This window comes from Deinococcus sonorensis KR-87 (genome assembly GCF_040256395.1).
GTDB lineage: Bacteria > Deinococcota > Deinococci > Deinococcales > Deinococcaceae > Deinococcus > Deinococcus sonorensis.
Genome location: NZ_CP158299.1, coordinates 897,501 through 921,245, shown reverse-complemented (window position 1 = coordinate 921,245; position 23,745 = coordinate 897,501). Strand labels below are relative to the sequence as shown.

Below are 23,745 nucleotides of genomic sequence, written 5' to 3'. Positions count from 1 at the left end.
CGCTCAGGAGGCCGGCCCCCTTTGGGGTCGGCCTCCTCGCTGTTAGCCCTCCGGCAGCCGGCGGACCGGGAGCTGCACCCAGCCGCGTCGCGACAACCAGCGCAGCAGCACCACCACCCCGGCCCCCATCAGCTGCGCTTCCAGGTCCGGGACGTGGCCGTGCAGCAGGTACACCGCCAGCGCCCCGCCGGCGGCGGCGGTGGCGTACAGCTGGTCGCGGCGGTACAGCACTTCCGGCACCTCGTGCGCCAGCAGGTCGCGCACGATGCCGCCGCCCACTCCCGACAGCATCCCGGCGAAGGTCACGCCCAGCGGCCCCAGCGTGATGCCCACCTCGCGCAGCCGCAGCGCCCCCAGCGCCCCAGCCGCCGCAAACAGGCCCAGGCCCAGCGTGTCAAACAGGCTGATGGCCCGCTCGAAGCGCGCCAGCCGGATGCCGAAGGCAAAGGCGGCCAGCGACCCCAGAATCGCCACCCACAGATAGGTCTCGTCGCGCAGAAACAGCGGCGGGGTGTTGCCGGTCAGCGTGTCACGGATGGCCCCGCCGCCCACCGCCGTGACGCAGCCCAGCACCAGCACCCCGAACAGGTCAAAGCGTTTGCGGACCCCCAGCAGCGCGCCGCTCATGCTGAAGGCCAGCGTGCCCACAATGTCGATGACGCGCAGGCTGGCGTTCAGATCAAGCGGAAACCAGGGCACCTCTTCAGCATACGGCGGTGGGGAGGACCGGGTCCTACAGCTCGATGATGCGGTAGCCGTAGGCGTTGATGACGCGCGCGCCGCTGCTCGGGTCGAGGTATTCCAGCTTCTTGCCCTCGTACTCGTGGATGTGGCCGTGCACCACCACCTTCGGATGCCGCCGGTCCATGAAGGTCTGTAGCGCGGCGCAGCCCCGGTGGGCGTGGTCCAGGCCAGCGTGCGGTCCGGTGGGCGGCGCGTGGGTGAGCAGTACGTCCACGCCGCGGCGCGCCCGCATCGCCAGCACCCGCAGGCCCCAGCGCGCCTGGGCCTCGCTGTACTGCCCCTCCCCACCGTCCCGGTAGCGCGGTACCCCGCCCCAGCCGGCAACGGTGATCCCGGCCACCTCCACCACCCGGCCGTGCACGTTGGTCACGCCGCGCGGCAGAATCCGGCCGTCGCCCTCGTTGATGTATTCGTTGGCATGGTTGCCCGGCACGTACAGGACCGGTACCGGCAGCTTGGTGGCGATGAACTCCAGGTAGTACCCGGGTAGGTCGCCCGCCGCCAGCACCGCATCCACCTGCGGCACGCCCTGCGGGAAGCCCTGGCGGTACACGAAGGGATGCACGTAGTCGGCCACGATCATCAGGCGGCGTGGCTGCTTCGCGGCGCCTTCCGTGGAGGGCGCCACCGGAAGCATCTGCGCTGGATTGTGGGTACGGAGCGACATCGCTACACCACCTGGGCGCCGGGGCCGACCCACCGGCACAACCCTGGGCGTTCTGAGTTGAAGTTCGGCCATTCTAGAGGCTGCCCTGACCCGGCGCAACGACGCAGGTCACAGGCCGCGCTCATCTGAAGGCCCCCTACACTGAAGTGCGTGACTCTGACTACTCCCCGGCTGTGGCTGCTCCCGCTGCCTACCCGCATCATGCGCGAGCGACTGATCCACGACGACTTCACCGCTGAGCTGGACGGCCCGCAGGGGCCCCTGCAGGTGCATTACCCGCCACAGTGGCCCGGCGCCGTGCTGCCGCTGTTCGCTTCGCGGCTGCACACCCAGCCGGAACACGGCGATCCCTGGAGCTACACGGCCGTACGCCGTGAGGATGGCCGGGCCATCGGACAGCTGAGTGGCAAGGGCGGCCCGGATGCCGAGGGCCGTCTGGAAATCGGATACGGGTTCAACGCCGAAGTGTGGGGCCACGGCTACGCCACCGAGGCGGTGGGCGCGATGGTTCAGGCGTTCCGTCAGCGTCCGGAGGTGCAGCAGATCTGGGCGCAGACGGCCACCCACAACCGGGCCAGCGCCCGGGTACTGGAGAAGCTCGGCTTCATCCAGACGGGGCAGAGCTTCGACCTGGAAGATGGCCCCCTGCTGGTCTGGACCCTGCCGTACACCCGGTTGAGCGCGACTTCATGAGCCCGGCCGGCGTCGCCGCTGAACCAAGCTGTCATTCAATTCGCAGGTTGGAAGCGTCAGATGGAAGCAGGCCAAGAAAGCTCGCTTCTCTCAGGGAGGACGCTTTATGACGAACCGACGTGATGACCGCTACGACGACGCTGCCCGGATGGACGATCAACGCTACGGCAACCGCCGGCAGGACGACCGCAGTTCCGGCCGCAACTGGCAGGCCGAGAGCAACACCAGCCCGGACGTGCTGCGCTATGACGAGGACCTGGGCTACAGCCCGCGTGAAGGCCGTTCCGGTCAGGGGCAGTGGACCCAGGGTCAGGGCAGCCAGGGACCGTGGAGTGGGGACCGTTCCGGCGCGTATGGCCGGGGCATGGGCGGGGGTCAGGGCCAGATGTACGGCCAGGGATATGGCCGCCAGATGGGCGGCGACACCCAGTGGCGTGGCGGTGGCCAGGGCGGCTCCGGTGGCTATGGCCAGGGCAACTATGGACAGGGCGGCGACCGGATGCGGCGCTACATGGACGACAATCAGGGCTACGGGACCGAGAACGAGGACTACACCTACATGCGCCAGGAGCAGTACGGCCAGGGGCATGGCATGGGCCGCGGCTGGCGCGAGAACGGGGGGCAGGACAGCGAGATGCGCTTCCGGCCCATGCCCGACAGCCAGTACAGCCAGCAGGGCATGGGGCAGCGCCAGGGCTGGAGCGGCATGGGCGGCCAGGACCAGCGCTCCGGCGGCATGATGCAGAGTCATCAGGGCAAGGGGCCCAGAGGTTACCAGCGCAGCGACGACCGCATCCGTGAGAGCGTGAACGACGCGCTGGAAGACGATCATGGTGTGGACGCCAGTGACATCGAGGTGCAGGTGCAGGGCGGCGAGGTCACCCTCACCGGCACCGTGACGGACCGGATGCAGAAACGCCGGGCCGAGGACGTGGCGGAGTCGCTGCGCGGCGTGCGCGACGTGCATAACCAGCTGCGGGTCAGTGCCGAGGGTCGCGGCGCCCAGGCCCAGATGCAGGGACAGGACAGTCCGGTGATCTCCAGCAGCCAGACATCCTCCAGTGGCCCGTCGTCGGGGCAGGGTCAGGGCGGCGGTGGCGCCGGCTCCACCAGCAGCGGTGGGCTGTCGGCCAGCAGCGTCCGGATCAGCGATGACGTGAGCCGCTAAAGCGGTCCACTGGGCAGGACCCGCCGACAGGGCGGGTCCTGCCCAGTTCGCTATACCCTGCCGCTACCCGTCAGGCGCAGGCTGGGGGCATGACCTGTTCCCTGCCGCCGGCCCCGTATCTCCCTTCAGGGCGAGGATAATCCAGACATGCGTCTGCTGCTTGTCGAGGATGATCCGCACATTGCCGAGCTGCTGCAGGAGGGGCTGGGCGAGGAAGGCTACGACTGTGACGTGGCCAGCAGCGCGGTGCAGGGTCAGGAGCTGGCCCGGATGTTTCCCTACGCGCTGCTGATTCTGGACGTAATGCTGCCGGAGGGCCAGGATGCCGGCTATCAGCTGGGCCAGCAGCTGAGGGCCAGCGGCGTGCAGATTCCGATTCTGTACCTCACCGCCCGCAGCCGGGTGGAGGACCGGGTGCAGGGCCTGGACGTGGGCGGCGACGACTACCTGGGCAAGCCGTTCGCGCTGAGTGAGCTGCGGGCGCGGGTGCGGGCGCTGATCCGGCGCAGCCGCGGCACCGCCCGCAACGAGCTGAGCCTGCCGGGCGGCTGGCTGCTGGATCTGGCCTCGCGCAGCGTGGTGCGGCGCGGCACCCGCTCGGACCTGTCGCGCCGCGAGTTCGCGCTGCTGGAGCTGTTCGCGCTGCACCCGGGCCGGGTCTTCACCCGTTCAGACATCATTGAGCGGCTGTGGGCGGGCGAGAGCGGCGTGGAGCCCAAGGTGATCGACGTGTACGTCAGCATCGTGCGGCGCAAGACCTCCGAGGACCTGATCGACACGGTGCGGGGGGTGGGCTACCGGCTGGGCGGGCTGCTGGAGCCGGAGGCCCGGACCCCGTGAGGCTGCAGGACCTCAGCCTGCGCCTCAAGCTCACGGTCGGCTACGCGCTGATCTTCAGCCTGAGCGTGCTGCTGGGGGCGGGGCTGGTGTATCTGGTGGCGCGCTACTCGCTCACCCAGACGCTGGACGTCAGCCTCAGCGAGACGGCGGCCCTGGCCCGGGCCGGGTTACAGACTGGCCCGAACGGGCAGCAGCAGTTTGCCAGCGAACTGCAGCTGCCGCGGGAACTGCACATCGAGCTGATCAGCAGCGCCGGCACCGTGCAGCGGCGGCTGGGCGTGCCGGACCCGGTGCTGGATCAGGTGCCGCTGCGCCCCGGCACCCTGACGCTGTATCACCGCCGGGTGCTGAGCGTGCCGCTGCCGCAGGGTCAGTGGCTGCGCGTCTCGCGGCCCAGCGATACCACGGCGGTGCTGCTGGAGACGCTGGGCAAGGTGCTGCTGGCCGGCAGTGTGCTGATGATCGCGGTGGCGTGCGCGGCCGGCTACGCGCTGGCGGACCGGGCGCTGCGCCCGGTGGACGCGGTGGCGCAGACCGCCCGCCGCATTACCCGGCGCGGCAGCTACCACGAGCGGGTGCCGGCGGCGGGCGGCCAGGACGAGATGGCGCGGCTGACCCGCACCGTGAACGAGATGCTGGACCATCTGGAGGCCACCATCGAGCGTGAGAAGGCCTTTGCCCGCACGGCGGCCCACGAGCTGCGCACCCCGCTGACCGCCATCCAGGGCCGCCTGGAACTGGCGCTGGAGCGGCCCCGCGAGGCGGCCGACTATCGCCGGCACCTGGAGATCATGCAGGGGCGGGTGGTGGAGCTGATGTCGCTGGCGCAGGGGCTGCTCACGCTGGCCGAAACCGACCGGGCGGTAGACCTGGAACCCACCGACCTGCAGCAGCAGGCGCGCACGGTGGTGGACGAGCTGCGGCTGCGCGCCGCGGCGCTGGGCCGCGAGGTGCAGCTGGACGTGGACTCCAGCGTGGTTCCAGTCTGGGCCGAGGCGCTGGGGGTGCGTCAGATCATCCGCAACCTGCTGGAGAACGCGCTCAAGTACGGTGGCCCGCAGCTGGGCGTGCAGCTGGGCCCGCAGCGCCTGACCGTCTGGGACAGCGGCCACGGCCCGGACCCGCAGGAGTGGGCCCGCCTGACCCGCCCCTTCGAGCGCGGGTCCGGCCTGCAGAGCGTGAGCGGCAACGGTCTGGGGCTACCGTTGGTGGTGGCGCTGGCCGAGCGCTGGGACGCCACGGTGCTGCCCGAGTACGCGCCCGAGCGCTTCGGCGTCACGGTGAGCTGGGCACCGGACGCCTGAGACTCAGCCCGGCCCCACCTGCCGGAAGCGCACCGTCTGGGCGGGCAGGTCCACGCTGGCTAGCTGTACCGTCAGCTCGCTGCCCAGCGGGGCCGGCGTGGTGAGCGGGGCGTCCAGCGCCAAGTCCGGCAGCAGCAGGGTGGCCTGCGGGCCGCGCCGGTCCACCACCACTGCCGGGTAGGTCTGCTCCGGGTGGCGCTGTAGCTGCACCAGGGTCCAGTGCCGCCGGGCCTCGCGCTCGGCGCTGCGGACCGCGCCCGCGTTCATGGTCGCCTCGGCCACCCGCGCCGCAATCTCGCGGCCGCTCAGCCCCTCTTCCTCCTTCAGCGCCGCCCTCAGCTGCTGATGCACCACCAGGTCCAGGTAGCGCCGGATCGGGCTGGTGCACTGGGCGTAGGCGTCCAGGCCCATGCCGCTGTGCGGCCCCAGCAGCGGCTGGAAGCGGGTGCGGGACAGCGTCTTGCGCCGCGCCCATTGCGCCGGCAGGCTGTCGCCGGGTGGGGAGTCGCGGTGCGGCGGGTCCTGGGTGGCGAACGGCAGCGCGATCTCCAGGTCGTCGGCGTAGATGGCGGCGGCCCAGCCGGCCAGCGTCATGCACTCCTGCACCACGAAGCGGGAGTCGTAGCGCGGCAGGGGCCGGATACTCACCTCGCCCGCCTGCACCTTCACCAGCACCTCCGGCAGGTCGATGCTGAGGGCGCCCTCGGCCTGCCGCAGCGCCCGGCTCGCCTGGGCCAGCTGATGCAGGCCGCCGAGCAGCGGGTCGCCGGCATCCAGCCGCTCCTGGGCTTCCCGGTAGCTGAGCCGCGTGACCTGCAGCCGGGTCAGCTGCACGTCCACGCTCTCGGCCTGCCCGTCGCTGCCGAAGTCGATGCTGATGGACAGCGCCGGACTCTGCGGGTGCAGCCCCAGTCCCACCTGCTCCACCAGGGCGTCCGGCAGCATGCCGGAGGTGTGGTCCGGCAGGTAGAGGGTAGCCCCACGCCGCCGCGCTTCCAGGTCCAGTTCGCTGTCGGGCGGCACCAGCGCCGCCACGTCGGCCACATGGATCCACAGCCGCCGCAGGCCGTCCGGCAGCACTTCCAGGCTCAGGGCGTCGTCCGGGTCGCGGTTGCCGTCGTCGTCAATGGCCAGGGCGGTCAGGTGCGTCAGGTCCAGGCGCGGCTCATCCGGCCATGCGGGAACCGGCAGCTCCGGGCTGGCCAGCGCCACCCCGGCCCGGTCCGGGAACGGCACGTTCTGTTCGGTCCACAGGCCCAGGCGCAGCAGCAGCGCGTGGGCGCTCTGGGGTGTTTCGGGCAGCTTCAGGTCCCGCAGGGTGCGCGATTTGTCCTGCTTGCCGCGCGCGAGCAGTTCCACCTCGCTGCGCTGGGCAGGACTGAGGTCGGGGAGGGAGGAGGTCATGCCTCAGTCTAGCGGCTCGGCTGTCTTTTCCTGAATAGAAAATCAAAGTTGACAATCATTGAGACCCAGGTTTATAACTATGTCAGGAGGACCGTATGGAAGCCAAAGAGGGGAATCAGGAGTCGTTCCATGCCCATGTTCAGCGTCTGGTGGCCGAAGGCAAACTCTCCGCCGAGGACGCCGCCGAGTTGCTGGGCGCCGGAACGGAGCCGCAGACCACACTGGTGGGGCCGTCGCTGGTCAAGCAGGAGGCGCTGCACGACACCCCGCCCGACCTGACGCTGAAGGTGGAGGCCTACGCCCTGACGGTGGTGTACGAGCCGGGGCTGACCATGCCGCAGCTGAGCGCCACCCGCGACGGCGAACTGCAGCTCAGCCAGGACCAGCACGGCTGGCGGCTGGAGCGGGCGCGCCACCCGGAGGGCATCCGCTTCTCCAGCGGCCTGCGGGCGGTGCTGAGCCTGCCCTTCGAGCCGCGCCACGTGCGGGCCGAGGTGAGCGGCGGCAGCCTGAGCCTCAGCGACGTGCAGGGGGAGGCGCTGATGCACATCAACGGCGGCTCGCTGCGCATGGCCGACGCCGGCTCGCTGCAGGCGGAGGTGAACGGCGGCTCGCTGCGGGCCGGCCAGATCACCGGCGCCGCGATGCTGAACGTGAACGGCGGCAGCCTGACCCTGGGCCGCTCCACCGCGCTGCGGGCCAGCGTGAACGGCGGCTCGCTGCAGTGGTCCGGCCGGCTGGACGAGGGAGAGCACCGGCTGGAGATCAACGCCGGCAGCGCCACCCTGCATCCGGACCCCGACAGCAGTCTGCGCCTGGACGTGGCCACCACGCTGGGCAGCGTCAAATCCGATCTGCCGCTGACGCGCACCGGCGGCACCATGAGTGCGCGCTACAGCGGCATGGTGGGCCAGGGCGCCGCGCGCCTGAGCGCCCAGGTCACGGCCGGCAGCCTGAAGGTGGTGGGGGCATGAAAGAGCAGATTCGACGCATCCTGGGTCTGGTGGCCGCCGGCAAGCTGGCGCCCGACGACGCCGCACCGCTGCTGGAGGCGCTGAGCAGCCGCCTGAGCCTGAGTGACGACGCCCGCACGCACCTGTTCGGACTGCTGCACGCCGAGGAGTTCGGTGTGGACCGCGTGACCGAGCTGCTGCTGGCCCGGGTCCAGCCACAGGCACCGCGTCCGCCGGAACCGCCCCGCCCGCCGGTCTGGGGGGGTCTGGATGACCTGGGCCAGTCGGTCGGCGCGGCCGTGGAGGAGGCCATCGGTGGGCTGCGTGGGGGCTTCGGGCGGCAGAACCGCCCCGGCAGCATCCTGCGCATCGAGACCGAGGACGAGAACGGCAACAGCTACTCGGCCAACCTCCCGCTGAGTCTGGCGGAGCACGCGGCCAAGCTGATTCCGCCGCAGGCCATCGCCGCTCTGGAACGCAGCGGCGTGACGCTGGAGGGCCTGACCCTGCTACTGCAGGCGGGTCCGCAGCCGGGGCCGCTGCTGGAAGCCGAGGACGAGCACGGCAATCAGGTCGCGCTCAGCGTGCGGTAGGGAAAGGAGCGATGAAGATGTGGGAGCAGCAGCAGCGCAGCATGCAGGAACGGATGGAGACCCTCTGGATGGAAGCCGAGGACCGCCGGCAGTGCCGCCGGCTGGGCCGGACCCTGTGGGCGCGGCTGCTGCCCCCGCTGCGCCGCCTGGAAGGCTGGCTGGAGCGCCGCGCCCGTCAGGCCGCGCCGCAGGCCTGGTCGCAGCCGTAACGCTCACCCCCGGACCCGGGCGGCCGGATTGACACGGCCGCCCGGGTCCGCTACACTGCCCTCCGCTCCTGACGCGCCCTCACGGGACAACCGCGTGGCCCCATCGTCTAGCGGTCAGGACAGCGCCCTCTCAAGGCGCAGACACGGGTTCAAGTCCCGTTGGGGTCACCAGCAACGCCGCCGTACCTTTGGGTGCGGCGGTTTTTCTTTGAGCGGAGGCGCATCATGGACGCACAGGAACAGCTGTACGAGGCGCTGGGAGATTACCGGGCCGGTGGCCGGGCGCAGGGCATCTTTGAGACGCACTGGGGTGGGCCGGGGACGGTGCCTGCGCTGCAGGACCTGGGACCGCCGGAGCTGCTGCTGGACGTGCTGCCGTTTCCGCCTACACCGGACCAGCGCTCGGCCATCGAAGGGCTCGGCTACTGGGCCGTGCCGTGCGAATTCCCGGAGGGGCTGGCGTATCAGCATCCGGACTGGCCCCATCGGCTGCTGCTGCTGTCGCACCGGCAGGGCCACGTCCACGATCAGATGCTGCTGTGGGACTGGCTCGGCACCGACCCGCAGGCACAGGCCCGGTACCGGGAACAGTGGGCCCGGGCTGGCCGGGTCGCCGCCGACGCGGCGCTGTTGCCGGAAGCCCGGGAGGCGCATGCCCAGGCCACCGGCTTCGCGCCGCTTCAGGAGGTGGCCGGGCTGCTCTCTCCGCTGGACCTGCCATGGATGTTCGCGGCGGGCTGGGCCATTGACCTGCTGCTCGGCACGCCGGGCCGCCCGCACGAGGACATCGACATCATTGTGCCGAGGGCAGCGCAGGCGGAGGTGCAGGCCCTGCTGCAGGCCGCTGGCCTGCACGCTCAGGCGGTGCGCGATGGGGGGTACAGTCCCTGGACCGGGCCGCTGGAACTGCCGGACCATCAGGTTCACGTTCACCGGTCCGGGGCTCCAATGCTGGACCTGATGCTCACCGACCTCTCCGGCGGGCAGTGGCACTACCGCCGCGATCCCACCATCACCCTGCCGCTGGCCCAGGCGCGGCGCGTCACCGCCGGAGGCCTGCCCTACCTGGCCCCGGAGGCGGCGCTGCTGTTCAAGAGTGCGACCAGTGATCAGGCGCCGCGTCCCAAGGATCAGGCCGACTTCGAGCGGGCGCGGCCGATGCTGGATGCGGCCCAGCGTCAGTGGCTCGCCGACCGGCTCAGCGCCGACCATCCGTGGCGGGCGCGGCTAATGCCGTGAACTGACGGATCAGGGCGTGGGCCAGCAGCAGGCCCGCTTCGGAGCCGTCGTGGTTGACCAGCGCCACCGCCGTGATGCCCGCGTCGGCGGCGAGCGGCTGCCACAGCGCGCCGGCCCCGTAGCCGGGGCCACCGCCGCCATGTCCGGCCAGCCCGCTGGCGGTGTCCAGCATGACGCCCAGGCCATACCCGGGCGAGGTGAAGACCGGGTGGCTGACGTGCACCGGGACCGCCGTCTGCAGGGCGGCGCGCAGGTGGGCCGGCACCAGTGGGCCGCTGAACACGCCCTCCACCAGCCGGGCCAGCTCTGGAGCGGTGGAGAGCGCCAGACCGTGGGCCACCCAGCCGGGATGGTAACCGTGCAATCCGGCGGTGGCGTGGGGCGCGGACCAGATGCGGCCGTGACCGGGCGTGAGCCCGGCCAGGTCGGCGGCGGTGCCCGCCACGCGGGTGTGGGTCAGTTGCAGCGGCTCGAACAGCCGGCGCTGCAGGACCCGGTGCAGCGGCTGGTTCTCCAGCTGTTCCAGCAGAAGCCGCAGCAGCAGGTACCCGATGTTCGAATAGGCGAAGCCCACCGGCCGGGGGAGGGGGGCCACCCGCTCCAGCAGCTCCTCAGCGCTCCAGGGCTCACCCGGCTGAAGGCGCACGGCCTCGTGGTAGGCCGGCAGCCCGCCGTAGTCCGGCAGACCAGCGGTGTGGTTCAGCACCTCGCGCAGCGTGAAGGGCCGCCAGGACAGCCAGCCGGGCGTCCCGTTCAGCTGAAGCTGGTCGAGCAGCGGGGCGTCCAGCTGGAGCACTCCTTCCGCCACCCGCTGGAGCACCGCCGCCGCAATCAGCGTCTTGGTGATGCTGTAGATGGGAAAGATGGCCGCCGGTTCGTCGCGCAGGGTGCCCAGTCCACCGGAGGCGGCGTGGCCGCCCTGCCGCCAGGCCCAGGTGGCGCCGCTGGCCCCACCCGTCCGCAGCTGATCTTCCAGCGTCACCGCTCAGTCCTTCTTGAGCGCCGGAATCCTCAGACCCCCCTTGCCGTCCCAGCCCTTGAAGGCGTAGAAGCGGCCCGGCTGGCCGGTCTTCAGGTAGTCGCTCAGCGGTTCACGCATCGGGGGGCTCTCCAGCTTCTGCACCGCCTCCTCCGGGCTGAAGAAGCCGGCCGACACGATGAAGCCGTCCGGGTCCGCCGGATTGAGCAGCCCCTCCCAGGTGGCCTCGAAGACCATGGCGATGGCCCGCTCGCCCCGGCGTTCGTCCTCAATGTGGGTCATGTAGGCGAGGTGCTTGATGCCGGTCAGCTTCAGCCCGGTCTCCTCCAGGATCTCGCGGTAGAGCCCTTCTGGGGCCACCTCGCCCGACTCGACCACGCCGCCCGGCAGGGTGTAGCGCACCCGCCCCAGGCCCTGCCAGTCGTTGCCCACCAGCAGCACGCGGCCCTGACGGTCTCGCAAGATGGCGGCGGTGACCAGCAGGTCACGCCTGGGCATGCTCGGTCATCTCTGCAAGCTGCTGCTCGCGTTCCATGCGGGCCAACGCCTCGATGACCGGACCCAGATGGCCGTCCACCACGCTGTCCAGCGGAAAGTTCTTGTCGTCGCCGCTCAGCCGGTGGTCGGTGACGCGGTTCTGCGGGTAGTTGTAGGTGCGGATCTTCTCGCTGCGGTCGCCGCTGCCCACCTGGGCGCTGCGCGCTTCCCGCTCGCTGGCCGCCTGCAGTTCACGCTGACGCTCCGCCAGCCGCGCCCGCAGAATGTTCAGCGCCTTTTCCTTGTTCTTGATCTGAGAGCGGCCGTCCTGGCACACCACCATGATCTCGTCCGGCGTGCCGGCCCGGTAGGTGGCGCGCACCGCGCTGTCGGTGGTGTTGACGCCCTGCCCGCCCGCGCCCTGCGAGCGGAACACGTCGATCCGCACCTCCGAGAGGTCCAGTTCCACCTCGGTCTGCTCCACCTCCGGCAGCACCGCCACCGTCACGGTGCTGGTGTGGATGCGGCCCTGCGTTTCGGTGGCGGGCACGCGCTGGACCCGGTGCACCCCGCGCTCCCACTTCAGCTGCCGGTAGGGCGCGTCGCCGGTCACCTCGGCCACCAGCCGTGAGTACCCGCCCAGGTCCGATTCGGAGGCGTCCAGCACCGTGATCTTCAGGCCCGAGCGCTCGCCGTACCGGCTGTACATCCGCAGCAGGTCGGCGGCGAACAGGCCGGCCTCGTCGCCGCCGGCCCCGGCCCGGATCTCCAGGATCACGTCCGCGCCGTCGTGCGGGTCCTGTGGAAGCAGCAGCACCTCCAGCTCGGTTTCCAGCTGCCCGAGCTGCTGCTCGGCGCTGTCCAGTTCCAGCTGAGCTAATGGTCCCAGGTCCGGGTCAGCGAGCAAGCTGCGCGCCTCCTCGGCCTGCTGCTGCTGCTGCCGGTACTGCCGCCACAGCGTGATCAGCGGCGTCAGCTCGCGGTGCCGTTTCGTCAGGCGCAGGTACTCGGCGTTGTGGCTCAGCACGGCCGGGTCGCCCAGGCTCCGCTCCACCGCCGCGTACTCGCGTTCCAGCTCTTCAATGCGCCCGCTTACCACGGTGGAAACACCCGGAGAGCGGCGGGCCTAGACACGGTCAACATGCTGCACAGTCTAGCGTGAGGGGGCCAGCCGCTTTGGGAGGCTCCCCGGAGTTGATAACGAGCGCGGTGCGACAGGCCCTGGACGTCAGACCGTGGGCCGGAAATCCGCCCTTATGGCCCAGAAATGGGGTGTTTCATGGACGTCTGATGAAGGGTTTTCCGTAAGCTCCCTCACATGCGGCACAGAGAGGATGGAAGAGCCAGAGCGGGCGCGCCCTGTGGCAAAGGAGCAGCCTATGTCAGACCAGACCCCGCTTCAGCCCGGCTGGAGCATGGCCGAGCCCGGCCCCGCCGTTTCCGCCTTTCTCGCCACCCTGCCAGACCAGCCCCGGCTGCTGGCCCTCGGCGAACCGGTGCATTCCCTCGACGCCTTTCCGTCCTGGCGCAACCGCCTGTTCCGCACCCTGGTCGAGCAGCACGGGTTCCGGTCCATCGCCCTGGAGAGCGACATCATCGCTGGCCAGCAGGTCAATGCCCACGTCACGTCGGGTGAGGGCACGCTGGACGAGGTGCTGCACACCGGCTTCAGCCATGGCTTCGGGGCGCGTCCGGCCAACCGGGAACTGGTCCGCTGGATGAGCGGGTTCAACGCAGGCCGTGACCCGGCGGACCAGCTGCAGTTCTACGGCTTCGACGCGCCGCTGGAGAATCTATGGGCGGCCAGTCCCCGGACCAGCTTGCTGGCCCTGCACCTCTTCCTGACCGAACAGCTGGGCCCTCTCGCCTTGGACCGGGCCACCCTGGAGCGCCTGTGTGGCCCGGCCGCCCCCTGGACCAACCCGGCGGCCGGGATGGACCCGGCCCAGTCCATCGGCCACAGCGACGAAGCACGGCAGCTTCGTCTGCTGGCCGATGACCTCGCCACGCTCCTGCGCACCGAGGCGCCGCAGCTGATGAGCCGGCCCGGGTTCTGGGACGCGCAGCTTCACGCCCGCACGGCCACCGGCCTGCTGCGCTACCACGCGGTGGTGGCCGACCGTGCGCCCACCCGGGTGGCGCGGATGCTGGCGCTGCGTGACCTGATGATGGCCGACAACCTCAGCGCCATCGCCGAGCGTGAGGGGAAACGCGGCCCCACCCTGGTGTTTGCGCACAACACCCACCTGCAGCGCGACCTCAGCACGATGAAGCTGCCGAGCCTGGGTGACCTGCCGCTGGAATGGTGGGGGGCCGGCGCGCACGTCAGCGCCCGTCTGGGCCAGCGCTACGCGTTTGTCGCCGGCGTGCTGGGGACCGGCACCGCGGAGGCGGGCCCGCTGGGCCGCCTGCTTGAAGGCCTGGAGGCTCAGGTGACCCTGCTGGCCGCCCGGGACCTGCCGGCCGCCCTAACCCAGCAGCGGCCGGACGGGCCCGCTCTGACCAGGGCAGAAACCCTGCTCCTGCGGGCGGACGGGCTCCTGCTTCTCAAGGGTGCCTGAGGCGGGCTGCCCAGCGCTCACCTTCTAGTACGCCAGGGCCTGCGGCGGCACGTCCTCGGGGCGCATGGCTCCGGTCATCACCGCCACGGTGTCACTCATGCTGATGTGGTGCGGGTCCACCACGGCCGCCCGCCGGCCCAGCCGCTGGATGTGAATCCGGTCGGCAATCTCGAAGACGTGCGGCATGTTGTGGCTGATCAGGATCACCGGCAGACCGCCGTCGCGCACCTTGCGGATCAGGTCCAGCACCATGTTGCCCTCGCGTACGCCCAGCGCGGCGGTCGGCTCGTCCATGATCACCACATGCCGGGCGAACGCCGCGCTGCGCGCCACCGCCACGCCCTGCCGCTGCCCACCCGAGAGCGTCTCCACCGGCTGCTGCATGCTCTTGATGGCAAACTGCAGGCCCTGCATGTGCCGCACCGCCTCGTCGTGCATCCGTTTCTTGTCGAGCAGCCGCAGCATCCGGCCCAGCACGCCGGGGCGCAGCAGTTCGCGGCCCAGGAACAGGTTCTCGGCGATGGTCATGGCCGGCGCCACCGCCAGGTCCTGGTACACCGTCTCGATGCCGTTGCGCCGGGCGTCAATCGGGCTGCGGAAGTGGACCGGCTGGCCGTCCAGCAGGATCTCGCCACTGTCGGGAATGGTGGCGCCGGACAGCGCCTTGATCAGCGAGCTCTTGCCGGCGCCGTTGTCACCGATCACGGCCAGGATCTCGCCCTCGCGCAGCTCGAAGTCGGTGCCGTCCAGGGCGGTCACCTGCCCGTAGCGCTTGACCAGCTTGCGCGCTTCCATGATCAGGCGTGGCTGGCCGCTGACCGGCACCGGGCCGCTGGGGTTGGCAGAAACGCTGGTGGACATGCTCAGCCCTTCCTTCTGGACGCCTGGTCCAGCGCGACGGCCCCGATGATCAGGATGCCGGTGATGAGCGACTGAAACACCGAGGGAATGCCCATCAATTGCAGGCCGTTGCGGAACACGCCCACGATCACCGCGCCCAGCAGCGTGCCCAGCACGTTGCCGCGCCCGCCGAACAGACTGGTGCCGCCCAGCACCACCGCCGTAATGGAATCCAGGTTGTCAGTCTGGCCGGCGTTCGGGTCGCCCACGCCGGTGCGGGCCACCAGCAGCAGCGCCGCGATGCCGTACAGCAGGCCGGCGGTGGTGTACACCGCGATGATCACCCGGTCGATCGAGATGCCGCTCAGCCGGGCCGCCTCCGGGTTGTTGCCCACCGCATACACGTGTCGGCCCGGCGCGGTCTGGCTCAGCATGAACCACGCCACGGCGTACAGGGCCAGCATCACCAGCGTGCCGTAGGTGATGGCGGTGCCGCCCACCCGGAAGGTGTTGCCCAGCGCGGTCAGCAGGGGCGGCAGGTTGCTGATGGTCTGCGAGCCGGAATACGTCTGGTTGAGTGCCTGCACGATGCCGAGCATGCCGAGCGTGGCGATGAACGGCGGCACCCGCAGCCGGGTGATGATCAGGCTGTTGGCCGCGCCGAACAGCATGGTGGTCAGGAAGCCGCCCAGAATCGCCAGCAGCGGATGCAGCCCGTACTGGGTGGCCAGCCGGGCCATCACCAGACCGCCGAGGGCCATCACGATGCCCACCGACAGGTCAATGCCGGCGATCAGGATGATCAGGGTCTGCCCGATGGCCAGCACGGCGGTGTACGAGATCTGCTGCAGGATCAGCGAGAAGTTGGTGCCGGAGAAGAAGCGCGGCGACTGCGTGCTGAACACGATCACGGCAATGATCAGCGCGATGAGTGGTCCCAGGGTACTCAGGCTCGGCAGCGTGAAGCGGCGCGGCGCCTGGGCGGCGGGTGGAGACTGGGTCATCTGAACCTCCGAAAGGTCAGGAGAGGAGACGGCAGCGGGCGCGGGCCAGGGGCCACGCGCCCGGGAAAGGGGCCGCAGGGGGCCGAGACCCTCAGGCCGTTACTGGCCCCAGCAGTTGGCCAGCCCGAACTTGGTGTCCTTGCTGCTCACGCCGGCCACGGCCTTGTTGGTGATCAGCGTCACGCCGGTGTCGGTATAGCCGCTGACCTTCTTGCCGCTCTTGGCGTACGCGAGCCCGGCCTCTACGCCCATGCTGGCCATCTTGAGGGGGTACTGCTGGCTGGTGGCCGCGATCACGCCGGCCTGCACGTTGCGCACACCCGCACAGCCGCCGTCCACCGACACGATCATCACGTCCTTCTCGCGCCCGATGGACTTCAGCGCCTGGTACGCGCCGGCGGCGGCCGGTTCGTTGATGGTGTACACCAGGTTGATGTCCGGGTTCTTCTGCAGGCAGTTCTCCATGGCGGTCTGGCCCTTGGCCTGATCCCCGAACGAATCCTGCGCGCAGGCCACGCCGGTCTGCACCTGGGCGGTGGTCTTGTCGGTGATGCCGGCCGTGCCGAAGCCCTGCAGGAAGCCGTTGTGCCGCGCGATGCCCACCGGCTGACCGGGGAACAGGTCCAGCGTGGCGATCACGGCCTTCTTGCCGGCCATGGCCTTCCGGGCGTACTGCCCGATCAGCTGCCCGGCCTTGTAGTTGTTGGTGGCGAACAACGCGTCCACCGCGCTCTGCGGTTCGGTGGGGCTGTCCAGCGCGATCACCATCACCCCGGCGGCGCGCGCCTTCTGGATGGCCGGCACGATGGCCTTGCTGTCGCTCGGCGTGATCAGGATCGTCTTGGCGCCGGCCGCCACCATGTTCTCCAGCGCCGTGACCTGTCCGGCGTTGTCGCCGTCGGCCTTGCCCGCCCCGGTCAGCAGCTTGGCCCCGCCCTTGGTGGCGGCCGTCTGCGCGCCCTCCTTCATCTTCACGAAGAAGGGGTTGGTCTCGGTCTTGGTGATCAGCCCGATGATCGGCTGACCGCTGCTCTGGGCCAGCGCCAGGCCGGCCACGGCGGCGGTGGCGGAAAGGGCGGCGGTACACAGCAGGGCGGCGCGCTTGAGCTGGGTCATGGGAGTCTCCTGTGGGAACGAGAGGCGAGGGGCCGGGGGCGGTCAACGGGCGGGCGGAGGGCCGGTGCTTTCCCGCACGATCAGGGTGGTGGGCAGCCGGGTGTGGGCCTCGGGCGGCGCCACGCCGCTCATCAGCTGGATCAGGCGCTGGCAGGCCAGCTGGCCCAGCTGGTACGTCGGCTGCGCGATCACGGTGATGGAGGGAGTGGTGGTGCGGGCCCAGCGCGAGTCGTCGAAGCCCACCACCGACAGGTCGCCGGGAAGACTCAGCTGCAGCTGGCGGGCGGCCAGCACCGCACCCACCGTCATCTCGTTGTTGCCCACGAACAGGGCAGTGGGCCGCACGCCGGCCGGCTGACTCAGCAGCTGGGTGGCGGCCTGACGGCCGTCCTCCTCACGATGGTTGCCCGGCAGCACCAGCGCCTCCTGATACGGCAGCCCGGCCTCGTCCAGCGCCTGACAGTAGCCCTCGTAGCGCTCCTGGGCGGTGCTGATGTTGCGCCGCCCCACGATCATGCCGATGCGGGTGTGGCCCAGGTCCAGCAGATGCCGCACCGCCTGATACGCGCCGCCCCGGTTGTCCACCATCACCGTATACGCGCCGGGACGGCCGCTGGCGCGGTCCAGCTCAATCACCGGCAGGTCCGGCACCAGTTCCAGGTTCTCCCGGGCTCCCGGCGTGGGCACCACGATCAGGCCCTGCGGCAGGTGGCCGCGCAGCGTCTCCAGGGCGCGGCGCTCCTTGTCCGGCTCCTCGTCACTGTTGAACAGGAAGAGGTTGTGCCCGCTCTGGTCGGCGGTGTCCTGAACCGCCTTGGCGATGGTGGCCGAGAAGGGGTTCAGGATGTCGGTCACCACCAGCGCCAGCGTGCGGCTGTCGCGGGTGCGCAGGCTGCGGGCCAGCTGATTGGGCCGGTAGCCCAGCTGTTCGGCCGCCTGCTCCACCCGCTCGCGGGTTTCACGCGCCACCATTTCCGGCCGGTGCAGCGCGCGGGACGCGGTGGCCGGAGAAACCTGGGCAAGTTTGGCGACGGCAGCGAGTCCACTCATGCAATCGATTTCACTCTCTGAACAGCCATAAATGCTGACCGTTCGGGCGAGATGCGGAGAACCACCGACAGGGACTGCAATCGATTTCAATTTCTGATGGCGCCAGTGTGACAGGGCTCACCAGAATCGTCAAGAGGGCGGACGGCGGCTCCCTATACTGCCCACATGACACGACAAACACGTGCCGCGCCGCTAGGCCACCGCGGGTGGCGGGCCCTGGCCCGGCTGCTCGGCTGGACGGTGGTGTACGTGCCGCCCCCGAACCAGGGGCGCAAGGCGGTGCTGGTCGCCTACCCCCACACCAGCAACTGGGATTTTCTGCCGGCCATGCTGATGCGCGCGGTGGTGCCGCTGCCGCTGCACTGGATCGGGAAGCACAGCCTGTTCCGCGGCCCGATGGGCGGCCTGATGCGCTGGCTGGGCGGGGTGTCGCTGGACCGCCGGCAGGTGGGCGGCAACTTCACCGAGGCGGTCGCCACCCTGATCCGGGACAGCGACCAGATGCTGCTGGCGCTCTCGGCGGAAGGCACCCGCGCCCGCGCCGATCACTGGCGCAGCGGCTTCTACTACATCGCGCTCAAAGCGCAGGTGCCGATCGGCCTGTGCTACATCGACTGGCGGCGGCGCGAGGTGGGCATCGGCGGCTACCTGCAGCCGAGCGGCAACATCGAGCAGGACTTCGGCAAGTTCGAGTTGTTCTTCCAGGACGTGACCGGCCGCCATCCGGAGCGGCAGACGCCCGTTATCCTTCGTCCTTCAGACCCTGAATCTCCTCAATGAAGCGCTCCAGGCTGTCGAAGTCACGGTACACGCTGGCAAAGCGGATGTAGGCCACGTCGTCCAGCGGGCGCAGGAAGGTCATGGCCCGCTTGCCGATCTCGGTGCTGGTGATCTCCGGCGCCTGTACCTCGTCCTCGAAGCTGTACGCGAAGCTGCGCAGCCGCTCCTCCGGCACCGGCCGTTTCTCGGTGGCGAGCAGCAGGCCGCGCAGCAGCTTGTCCGGGTTGAAGGCCTGACGCGCGCCCTCGCGCTTGACCACCATCAGCGGCTCCAGCTGGGCGCGTTCGTAGGTGGTGAAGCGCCGGCTGCAGCTCAGGCACTCGCGCCGCCGCCGGATGGCGCTGCCGTCGTCGCCGGGCCGGGAGTTGACCACCCGGCTGTCCGGGGCAGAGCAGTACGGGCACCTCACCGGAAGTGCAGCTCCAGCGGGGTCGGCTGGTCTCGGGGCGCCCGCGGCGGCTCCGACAGCGGCACGCGGATCAGGTTGCCGCCCAGGTGCCGCAGTTCCGGCAGTGCCAGTGCCAGCACCGCGTCGGCCACCGGGAGGTCCTGTGCCTCGTCGCCGCTGGCCTGCCGGCCGGGCAGCACCAGGTTGGCGCGCAGTTCCTCCAGGTGCGCCTGCTCCACCAGCCCGCCCAGCGCGCCGCGCTGCGGGGCCACGTGCAGGCCGGTCTCGTTGAGGTGCGGCCCGATGATGGTCAGCCAGGTGCCGCGCAGGTGTCGGCGCACGATCTGCGCGATGGCAACGCTGCTCTTGACGTTGCAGTTGAACAGGTCCATCCACTCGGCCTCGCTGAGCATGGTGAAGCTGCTGTGGGCGCGCTTGTCTGCCAGATGCACGATGCCGTGCAGCGCCCCGAAGATCTCCAGAATGCGGTCCTGGGCGCTGCGCCAGTCCAGCGGCACGCCGACGTCCGCTTTGATCGGAATGGCAGTCCCGCCGGCCCCCTCGATGGCGCTGGCATGTGCAGCCAGCGTCTCGGCCAGGTCGCCGATCAGCACCACGTTGGCCCCGGCCCGCGCCAGCACCATGCTGACGATGCGGCCATAGCCCTGGTCGGCGCCGGTCACGGCGATCACCTGACCACTCAGGCGGGTATCGGGGAGGGGAGACAGCGGCTCAGGCATAACGGCCCAGTATATCGTCTTCAGCTGGCCTGTTCCGGACGCAGCGCTTCAGGGGGTGGACTGCCGGCCCGGTGGCCGCGCTGGCAGCGGTGGCACCAGTAGGCCTGATCTCCGTCTCGGGTGTCGTACAGCTCCAGGGGATCGCCGCAGCCGGGGCACACATGCACGTAGCCGCGCCCGCTGACCGGGTAGGGATCGTCACGTATTTTTTGTCTCATGTTCTGATGTTAGCAGAACGAGACATGACCTTGCTGAGGAAAACCTCTGCTCAGTCGGCGCCCACCGGCTCGGTGAGCTTGCCGCTCTCCACCCGGCGGCGCTTGCGCAGCATGGCCGGCTCGTGGTCCAGATCAAAGACGAAGTGGCGCGGCTTGCGCTCGCGCAGCCAAGTCTCCAGCGCCACCAGCCGGGGCCGGAAGCGCAGGTATTCGCGCAGCTGGCGCAGCGGGATGAACTTGGCCTCCTGCACCTCGCGGTCCGGGTCGCGCGGGCCCAGCGTGCCGCTGACCTCGCGGGCCAGGTAGAAGAACTGCAGGTGGTGGCCCCAGGTCTGCGCCTGGAACTCCACCACGAAGGCCAGCTCCCGGATCTCCACCGTCAGGCCGGTCTCCTCATAGGTCTCGCGCAGGGCGCCCATCTGCACCAGCTCGCCCGCGTCCAGCCCGCCCTTGGGCAGGCTCCAGCGGCCACGCTCGCGCACCATCAGGATCTCGTCCCCGCGCAGCACAATGCAGCCCACTCCGATGCGCGGCTCGGCCGGCGGCTTCTTGGGTGCGCGCTTGGGGGCGGCCGGTCGCCTGGGGGTGGCCACGGGGGCCGGCGCGGCCGCCACGCTGACGACCGGCTGGGCCGGGGCCGGGCGCGCACTGCTGCCGCGCCGCCGGCGCCGCCGCCGCCCGGCCGCCTGCGTCTTCTGTTCGTCACTCATGCGTCAGACCCCTTCCGGCGCGAGGTCGTTGAACCGCACGTGGGCACTGTGAAACTGCAGCTTGACGGTCCCGACGGGGCCGTTGCGCTGCTTGCCGATGATGATCTCCGCGATGCCCTGCTGGTCGGTTTCCTTATTGTAGTACTCGTCGCGGTAGATGAACATCACGATATCTGCATCCTGCTCGATGGCACCCGACTCGCGCAGGTCGCTGAGCATCGGGCGGTGGTTGGGCCGCTGCTCTACCGCGCGCGAGAGCTGCGAGAGCACCACGATCGGCACCTCCATTTCGCGGGCGATGCCCTTCAGCGATCGGCTGATCAGGCTGATCTCCTGCTGGCGGTTGTCGCTGCCCCCGCTGTTCTTGCCGCCGGACATCAGCTGCAGGTAGTCAATGACCACCAGTCCCAGCTGTCCGTGCTGCGCGGCGATGCGGCGCAGCTTGCTTCTCAGCACGTTCACGGTCAGGTCCGGCTCATCGTCGATGACCATCGGGGCCTCGGCCAGCCGGCCCGCCGCGTGCGCCAGCCGCTCGAAGTCGCGCTCGCCCAGCTGTCCGCTGCGGATGCGGTTCATATCCACCCGGCCCTCGCTGCACAACATCCGCAGGGCCAGCTGCACCGCCGGCATCTCCAGACTGAACACCGCCACCGTCTTCTCGCCTCTCAGCGCCACGTTCTGGGCAATCGAGAGCGCAAAGGCGGTCTTGCCCATGCTGGGCCGGGCCGCCAGCACGTTCAGGCTGCCCTTCTGCAGCCCGGAGATCTGCTCGTCCAGGTCGCGGAAGCCGCTGGCCACCCCGTCGGGAATGCCCCGGTTGCTGTGCAGCAGCGTGATGTACTCGAAGGTGTCATGCACCACGTCGCTCATCGCCTGGGTGGCCTCGGCCGTCTTTTTCTGCTCGGCCACCTCGAAGATCAGCTTCTCGCTGCGGTCCAGCAGGTCTTCCAGCGGCAGCTGCGCCTCGTAGGCCAGCTGCATCACCCGGCCTGAAGCCTGGATCAGCGTGCGCAGGGTGTACTTCTCCTGCACGATGCGCGCGTAGTGCTCGGCGTAGGCGGCGGTCGGCACCTGCTCGGAGAGCCCGATCAGGTAGGTGAGGCCGCCCACCTCGTCCAGCTGGTTCAGCCGGCGCAGCTCATCGCTGAGCGTCACCAGATCCACCGGCTCGCCGCGTTCCTGCAGGCCGCGCATGCAGGTGAAGATCTTGCGGTGACCCTCGCGGTAGAACATCTCGGCGGAGACGCTGTCACCCAGCTGGATTAGGGCGTCGTTGTCGAGCAGCACGCTGCCCAGCACACTGATCTCGGCGTCGTTGTTGTGGGGGGGAATGCGGGGTGTGCCTTCCATGGTGTGGTGGGGGCCTCCTGTGGGTTTCAGCACACGGCAAGCGCCCCGGCAAGGCAGGGCGGCTCAGGAGGGCGCTGCCCTCCCGGTGCATGAAACATGAGTGTTGGGGACCGCTGGTCCCGGTGGCCGGATGACGCCGGCCTGACCTGTGGGCATCATAGCAGGGGTCGGGGCCACGGCAAGAAGGTCAGGTGGGGTGGGCGGGGTGCCCCGGGTCAGCGCTTGACGGCCGGCGACCCGGCCAGCACCTGCAGGTTGGCCTTGCTGACCAGCAGTTTCTTCTGGCCCACCCCCGGAAAGTACACCAGCGCGGTGCGGGCCTCGCCACTGCCACTGCCACCGGCCCAGTGGCCGTCTCCGAAGGTCGGGTGGCGCAGCCGCAGCGGTCCCAGCCGCCCCACCTCGCGCTGGATCTCGCGGCTGGGAATGCCCAGCCGGGCGCTGACCTCGGTGGCCGACAGGCCGTACAGGTCCAGCCACTCGCGGGCCTGCTCCGGCCACTGCGGATCGAGGGCGGGACGCGCCGTGGCGTCCGGCAGCGGCTCCGCCACCTGCCCCAGCACCTCGGCCAGGTACAGCCGGGTGGCCGCCTTGCTGGTGGGTCGCCGCTCGCCGCTGGCATAGAAGGGGCTGCTGCAGCGGCTCACCGAGGTGCACTCGTAGCAGCCGTCCTGGCAGCACGGCCGGCTGCACAGCTCCAGCGCCCGGCGCAGCAGGTCGTCCACCTGCTCGTAGGCCCGCCGGGTCACGCCCAGACCACCCTTCCAGTCGTCGTACAGAAAGAAGTAGGTGTCGTGGCCATCGCGGAACGCGCCTGCCAGGTCACCCTGGTCGCAGGCCACCCGCTCCGGTATCAGCTTGTGCAGCAGGTGCTTGAGGGTGTGCGCCACGGCCCCCGGCTGCTCGCTGGCGCGCGCGTCCAGCCCCACTTCCAGGGCGCTGGTCACGAACGGTTCCAGCTCCATCACCTCCTCGAAGGGATGCTCGCTGATCTTGTGGTCCTGCATGCGGTCCTGAATGCGGCCTCCGCAGCTGCGGCAGCGACGCTCGCTCAGCTCCGGCTCTCGGTCACACTGGCTGCAGGCGCGCTCGAACACGGTCCGCATCATGCTGTAGCCGGTGTAGCGCCGCCGGATCACCACCTCGCCGTGCCGGAAGGCCAGCGGGCCGCGCCGCTGCCACTCGCCCATGCGCCGGGTCTGCACACTGGTCTGGTGCAGGCCGCGCGTAAAGAGCGAGTGCGCCTCGAACGGTTCCACCAGGATGGCAGTGCCCTGCGGCGTGCGTTCCCAGCGCTTGACCTTGTACCCCTGGCCTTCCAGCTCGAACACCGCGTCCACGTGCTTCTCGGTCAGGGCGTAGTGCTGGGCCGGACTCTCCAGCGGGCTCTGGAAACACGCCGCGCCGCGCTTCGCCCACTCGCCCTCCTCGATCACCGCGTACTTGGCGCTGCCCTCGCCGCGCAGGTTCCAGTAGCGGCTGGGCGTCGCCGAGGCGATCAGGCCGGCGGCCCGCTGCTCCTCCTGGGCGCGCTGCTGGTGCCGGGGGGCCAGATACGGATTGTCCGCCTCCACCACAGCCCGCTCAATCTGGCCGGTCAGCAGTTCGCGGAAGTTGGCAGCGTTGCTGTAGAAGGCGTCCACCGGCAGCGGCAGGCCCCGCTCGTCCAGCGCCGGCAGGTACAGCACCAGCCCCGGCGACACCCGGCCCGCCCGGCC

General features: G+C 70.1%; 26 protein-coding genes and 1 tRNA gene (1 of these 27 cut by a window edge). 11 read left to right on the top strand and 16 right to left on the bottom strand.

Translation table 11 applies throughout. The features are described 5' to 3' along the window. Positions 1–42: 42 nt before the first annotated feature. Complete coding sequence (locus ABOD76_RS09810) at positions 43–699, bottom strand: trimeric intracellular cation channel family protein (RefSeq protein WP_350244645.1); 657 nt, start codon at positions 697–699, stop codon at positions 43–45. 34 nt (positions 700–733) lie between these two features. Next, the gene (locus ABOD76_RS09805) at positions 734–1,327 is read right to left on the bottom strand and encodes a metallophosphoesterase family protein (RefSeq protein ID WP_380129787.1); all 594 of its coding nucleotides are present in this window, start codon (positions 1,325–1,327) and stop codon (positions 734–736) included. 234 nt (positions 1,328–1,561) lie between these two features. Here ABOD76_RS09805 and ABOD76_RS09800 point away from each other — a divergent pair, with 234 nt between their 5' ends. The 4 genes from ABOD76_RS09800 to ABOD76_RS09785 all read left to right on the top strand — a co-directional run bounded on the left by ABOD76_RS09800 (position 1,562) and on the right by ABOD76_RS09785 (position 5,416). Next, positions 1,562–2,104 carry a GNAT family N-acetyltransferase gene (locus tag ABOD76_RS09800; protein ID WP_350244644.1) on the top strand — a complete coding sequence of 181 codons (543 nt, stop codon included), beginning with the start codon at positions 1,562–1,564 and terminating at the stop codon, positions 2,102–2,104. A gap of 106 nt (positions 2,105–2,210) precedes the next feature. Then, on the top strand, positions 2,211–3,272 hold the full coding sequence (locus ABOD76_RS09795; protein ID WP_350244643.1) for a BON domain-containing protein: 1,062 nt from the start codon (positions 2,211–2,213) through the stop codon (positions 3,270–3,272). A gap of 147 nt (positions 3,273–3,419) precedes the next feature. Then, a complete protein-coding gene (locus ABOD76_RS09790; RefSeq protein WP_350244642.1) occupies positions 3,420–4,112 on the top strand; it encodes a response regulator transcription factor in 693 nt (230 codons plus the stop codon). Next, positions 4,109–5,416 (top strand): sensor histidine kinase, encoded by a 1,308-nt coding sequence (locus ABOD76_RS09785; protein ID WP_350244641.1) that lies wholly within the window; start codon positions 4,109–4,111, stop codon positions 5,414–5,416. Before ABOD76_RS09790 ends, ABOD76_RS09785 begins: the two co-directional genes overlap by 4 nt. A 3-nt stretch (positions 5,417–5,419) precedes the next feature. Here the strand turns inward: ABOD76_RS09785 and ABOD76_RS09780 are convergent, their stop codons facing one another. Beyond that, the gene (locus ABOD76_RS09780; RefSeq protein WP_350244640.1) at positions 5,420–6,820 is read right to left on the bottom strand and encodes an RNB domain-containing ribonuclease; all 1,401 of its coding nucleotides are present in this window, start codon (positions 6,818–6,820) and stop codon (positions 5,420–5,422) included. 95 nt (positions 6,821–6,915) lie between these two features. On the opposite strand from ABOD76_RS09780, the gene ABOD76_RS09775 reads away from it, so the two are divergent. From ABOD76_RS09775 to ABOD76_RS09755, 5 genes are all read left to right on the top strand, one after another. Beyond that, entirely contained in the window at positions 6,916–7,794 is an 879-nt protein-coding gene (locus ABOD76_RS09775; RefSeq protein WP_350244639.1) for a hypothetical protein, read from the top strand. Then, positions 7,791–8,366 carry a hypothetical protein gene (locus ABOD76_RS09770; RefSeq protein ID WP_350244638.1) on the top strand — a complete coding sequence of 192 codons (576 nt, stop codon included), beginning with the start codon at positions 7,791–7,793 and terminating at the stop codon, positions 8,364–8,366. The genes ABOD76_RS09775 and ABOD76_RS09770 overlap by 4 nt, the downstream gene beginning before the upstream one ends. 11 nt (positions 8,367–8,377) lie before the next feature. Next, positions 8,378–8,575 (top strand): hypothetical protein, encoded by a 198-nt coding sequence (locus ABOD76_RS09765; RefSeq protein WP_350244637.1) that lies wholly within the window; start codon positions 8,378–8,380, stop codon positions 8,573–8,575. Positions 8,576–8,671: 96 nt separating this feature from the next. Next, a tRNA-Glu gene (locus ABOD76_RS09760) sits at positions 8,672–8,746 on the top strand. A gap of 54 nt (positions 8,747–8,800) precedes the next feature. Continuing rightward, positions 8,801–9,814: a nucleotidyltransferase domain-containing protein gene (locus ABOD76_RS09755; protein ID WP_350244636.1), complete on the top strand. Its 1,014-nt coding sequence runs from the start codon at positions 8,801–8,803 to the stop codon at positions 9,812–9,814. Here ABOD76_RS09755 and ABOD76_RS09750 read toward each other — a convergent pair. The 3 genes from ABOD76_RS09750 to prfA are packed head-to-tail and all read right to left on the bottom strand — an operon-like array spanning position 9,774 to position 12,369. After that, positions 9,774–10,796, bottom strand: coding sequence for a serine hydrolase domain-containing protein (locus ABOD76_RS09750; RefSeq protein WP_350244635.1), 1,023 nt, complete (start codon positions 10,794–10,796; stop codon positions 9,774–9,776). The two genes, ABOD76_RS09755 and ABOD76_RS09750, sit on opposite strands and share 41 nt — an antisense overlap. Before the next feature lie 3 nt (positions 10,797–10,799). Further along, positions 10,800–11,291, bottom strand: coding sequence for an NUDIX hydrolase (locus ABOD76_RS09745; protein ID WP_350244634.1), 492 nt, complete (start codon positions 11,289–11,291; stop codon positions 10,800–10,802). Next, the gene (prfA, locus tag ABOD76_RS09740; RefSeq protein WP_350244633.1) at positions 11,278–12,369 is read right to left on the bottom strand and encodes a peptide chain release factor 1; all 1,092 of its coding nucleotides are present in this window, start codon (positions 12,367–12,369) and stop codon (positions 11,278–11,280) included. The genes ABOD76_RS09745 and prfA overlap by 14 nt, the downstream gene beginning before the upstream one ends. A 280-nt stretch (positions 12,370–12,649) precedes the next feature. On the opposite strand from prfA, the gene ABOD76_RS09735 reads away from it, so the two are divergent. Continuing rightward, complete coding sequence (locus ABOD76_RS09735; protein WP_350244632.1) at positions 12,650–13,831, top strand: erythromycin esterase family protein; 1,182 nt, start codon at positions 12,650–12,652, stop codon at positions 13,829–13,831. 24 nt (positions 13,832–13,855) lie between these two features. Here the strand turns inward: ABOD76_RS09735 and ABOD76_RS09730 are convergent, their stop codons facing one another. The 4 genes from ABOD76_RS09730 to ABOD76_RS09715 form a co-directional block, all read right to left on the bottom strand. Continuing rightward, complete coding sequence (locus tag ABOD76_RS09730; protein WP_380129782.1) at positions 13,856–14,692, bottom strand: ATP-binding cassette domain-containing protein; 837 nt, start codon at positions 14,690–14,692, stop codon at positions 13,856–13,858. A gap of 2 nt (positions 14,693–14,694) precedes the next feature. Beyond that, on the bottom strand, positions 14,695–15,675 hold the full coding sequence (locus tag ABOD76_RS09725; protein WP_350244631.1) for an ABC transporter permease: 981 nt from the start codon (positions 15,673–15,675) through the stop codon (positions 14,695–14,697). 99 nt (positions 15,676–15,774) lie between these two features. After that, positions 15,775–16,791, bottom strand: a complete 1,017-nt coding sequence (locus ABOD76_RS09720) for a sugar ABC transporter substrate-binding protein (RefSeq protein ID WP_350244630.1) — start codon at positions 16,789–16,791, stop codon at positions 15,775–15,777. Positions 16,792–16,833: 42 nt separating this feature from the next. Next, the gene (locus tag ABOD76_RS09715) at positions 16,834–17,841 is read right to left on the bottom strand and encodes a LacI family DNA-binding transcriptional regulator (RefSeq protein WP_350244629.1); all 1,008 of its coding nucleotides are present in this window, start codon (positions 17,839–17,841) and stop codon (positions 16,834–16,836) included. Between the two features lie 165 nt (positions 17,842–18,006). Here ABOD76_RS09715 and ABOD76_RS09710 point away from each other — a divergent pair, with 165 nt between their 5' ends. Beyond that, entirely contained in the window at positions 18,007–18,621 is a 615-nt protein-coding gene (locus ABOD76_RS09710; protein WP_350244628.1) for a 1-acyl-sn-glycerol-3-phosphate acyltransferase, read from the top strand. Here ABOD76_RS09710 and nrdR read toward each other — a convergent pair. From nrdR to ABOD76_RS09680, 6 genes are all read right to left on the bottom strand, one after another. After that, the gene (nrdR, locus tag ABOD76_RS09705) at positions 18,584–19,030 is read right to left on the bottom strand and encodes a transcriptional regulator NrdR (RefSeq protein ID WP_350244627.1); all 447 of its coding nucleotides are present in this window, start codon (positions 19,028–19,030) and stop codon (positions 18,584–18,586) included. The two genes, ABOD76_RS09710 and nrdR, sit on opposite strands and share 38 nt — an antisense overlap. Next, positions 19,027–19,749: an SDR family NAD(P)-dependent oxidoreductase gene (locus ABOD76_RS09700; protein WP_350244626.1), complete on the bottom strand. Its 723-nt coding sequence runs from the start codon at positions 19,747–19,749 to the stop codon at positions 19,027–19,029. The genes nrdR and ABOD76_RS09700 overlap by 4 nt, the downstream gene beginning before the upstream one ends. Before the next feature lie 20 nt (positions 19,750–19,769). Further along, positions 19,770–19,967, bottom strand: coding sequence for a hypothetical protein (locus ABOD76_RS09695; protein WP_350244625.1), 198 nt, complete (start codon positions 19,965–19,967; stop codon positions 19,770–19,772). A gap of 50 nt (positions 19,968–20,017) precedes the next feature. Then, positions 20,018–20,677, bottom strand: coding sequence for an NUDIX hydrolase (locus tag ABOD76_RS09690; RefSeq protein ID WP_350244624.1), 660 nt, complete (start codon positions 20,675–20,677; stop codon positions 20,018–20,020). Positions 20,678–20,680: 3 nt separating this feature from the next. After that, a complete protein-coding gene (dnaB, locus tag ABOD76_RS09685) occupies positions 20,681–22,027 on the bottom strand; it encodes a replicative DNA helicase (protein WP_350244623.1) in 1,347 nt (448 codons plus the stop codon). A gap of 215 nt (positions 22,028–22,242) precedes the next feature. Beyond that, positions 22,243–23,745, bottom strand: the 3' portion of a protein-coding gene (locus ABOD76_RS09680) for a DEAD/DEAH box helicase (protein ID WP_350244622.1). 1,089 nt of this gene lie beyond the right edge of the window; the window shows 1,503 of its 2,592 coding nt (coding positions 1,090–2,592); the start codon falls outside the window, past its right edge; its stop codon occupies positions 22,243–22,245.